1 protein-coding gene is annotated in these 2,411 nt (G+C 56.4%); it reads right to left on the bottom strand.

Annotation, left to right across the window (positions count from 1 at the left end; all coding sequences use genetic code 11):
• Positions 1-2,411 (bottom strand): gingipain R (locus GX466_09475; GenBank protein NLH94425.1); only part of this gene is annotated, 2,411 nt, incomplete at both ends.

The following is a 2,411-nucleotide window of genomic DNA, read 5'->3' as shown; positions in this document are numbered from 1 at the left end:
CCTCCAGATACTCGGTAAGGCTGGCTGTTGCCGTGCCAGACAAGGCATTAAAGTTCAGGGTCACCAAGGTTCCGTTTGCAACGGAAGAGGAGGCGGAGACCTCAAAATGAAGAGTGGCACGAGCTCCTGCTGCCAGGGTGGGGAAGCTGTCGCTGCCATCGGTTATCGTGATTCCCGGAGTGGAACATTCAAGGGAGGCAGTTCCAGCCGCGGTGGGGATTTCACCCACGTTATGGATCTCAATGGATAAGGTGACTGTTTCGCCTGGATCCAGGATTCCATTTTGGTTGCCGCTGTAATCGCTTACTGTCAGGTGACGGAATTCAAGCTCCGGCTCATATACTCCCAGCCTGAAGTTTTGACTCCAGTTACCATTGGCTCCGGTGATGTTAAGGTCAAAGAGCAACTGATGGTCTGCCGGGCAGTTGGCTGCCACCTGGATGGCATAGTTACTGAGCGACCAGGCACTGCCCTGGGCAGGTACGGTGCCATAGTTGGCGTTTGCGGTGGAGATGGTCACAAAAGGATCGCTGGAGCTCAGGGTGGCGCTCACGGAATTGGCATTCACCAGTCCGCGGTTGCCCAGGCGCAAGGAGAGCTGGGCAGCTTCGTCAGGCTCGAGATGGTTGTTGCCGTTGGTGTCCAGCACGGAAACCTGTTCCACCACCACATACGGATAATCCGGGATCAGGGGGCGGGTGGTGATGAACAGCGCGGATTCATCGGTTAGAGGCGCCGCGGCTGTAGGATAGATGTTTCCAAAGGTGTATTCCAGACCTACCGTCGCAGTGTGGTCTTCGATACCGATGGTGCAGTAGTTGCCGTGGGGATAGGCGTCGCCATCGCCCAGGTCGATGTTGTTGAAATCCTTGTATTGCAGCTTGATCTGTCCGTCTCCGGTGTGGGTGGGGTAGTAAACGGGGTCGTAGAGAATGGCCTGGAAGGTTTGCGGAGTTGTGGAATCGTAACCGGAGATCATATTGTACCATTCTACCACATAGTAATTCTGGATGGAGTTGTACCAAGTATAAACATAGCTGCTTCCGCTTTGGATATCCAGGTCATCCCAGAACACGGCGATCATGGGGCTGGGCCCGCCGGCATCCGGCAGACGCCAGTTGCGCCAGTCGGCGTCGGCTGTTTCCCCGAAGGCGATGAATCCATTGGAGGAGATTGAGGCCTGGGTGTAGTCCACCCCGTAGAATTGGAAGGTGAAGGGCAGGTTTACTGTCTGGATAGCCACAGCGCCAACCTGGTCACCCTCATCGTGTGAACTGCCGGGGTCGTTTAGGTTGAGGGCGGTGCCGCTGCCGCCTTCAGCGGGCGCGATGCCAATCCACTGGTAAGTGGGGCACTGGTCGTAACCTGTGTCGCCAGTGTCAAAGATGAAATATCCGTAGGCATCCTGTCCCAGGGGATCGGTGACTGTGGTATGGCCGATGGTGAAGGTAAGCGGAATGCTTTCCGCGTAGCCCGCCGCATTATATAGATTGAGTTGCAGGGGGATCACCATGCCGTCAACACAGGTACTGCGGGCTGTCACCGAAAAAGTATCGGTGTTGTTACCTGCGGAGCTTCCGGCGGGCAGGTTGCCCCAATAGCCCTGCGCATCGGTGATCTGGAAAAAGGAATCCTGAGAGCTGAGGGTGCCGTAAATATCGCTCAGAGACGCGCTGCCGGCATTGTTCAGGGTTATTGTGAGCGGCCAGCTATCGCCCGGATTGATGATGTTTCCCGCCGCCCCCACAAAGGTGTGGGACACCAGGTTGAGATTGCCGTTGCTCACAATCACCGGAACTGAGATCTGCTCCTGCCCGCTGCCGCCTTCGTCCGTAAACCTTAAAATAAAGCGGTGCTGGTCAGGGCAATCGGGAGCTATGGTGAGGTTTATTCCGTTTGTACTCAGGAGGGTGGAGTTGGGGCTGATGCTCCCAAATTCGATCCTGCTGGGGGGATTCAGCGTCACGTATGCATCAGAGCAGGTCACGTTGCCCAGGGGGCTTTGCGGCGCAGAGGTGGTGTTACTCAGGCTGAAATAGACATCCATGGTTTCACCGGCGTTGGGGATGCCATCGCCGTTGTCGTCAACTTCCACGCCGGCAAATACCAGTCCGCCTGAGCTGCTAACGTTGATAATACTGATCAGCGGCTTGTAATCGTCCTTGTTGATCGTGAGAGTCAGGCTCCCGTCCTGAGTGGGCGAAAACTCCAAAAAGGCAAGTCCCCGCTCGTCACTGAAACCCAATGCCTGCTGCTGTCCGGCTGGGTTGCTCAACACCACCGAAGCGCCGGCTACAGGCTGGTTGTAGGCGTCTTTCACCACCACTTCCATGCTGCTGGTTCCAGCGGGTATGCTGGCAGGGGCTGTAGCGGTGAAAGTATCTGGGATTCCCACATAGACAGGCGCGGTG

It is taken from the genome of Candidatus Cloacimonadota bacterium, from assembly GCA_012516855.1.
In the GTDB taxonomy this organism is placed as follows: domain Bacteria; phylum Cloacimonadota; class Cloacimonadia; order Cloacimonadales; family Cloacimonadaceae; genus Syntrophosphaera.
Note: the sequence above shows the minus strand (reverse complement) of the source record. Positions and strands in the feature narration are given on the sequence as shown.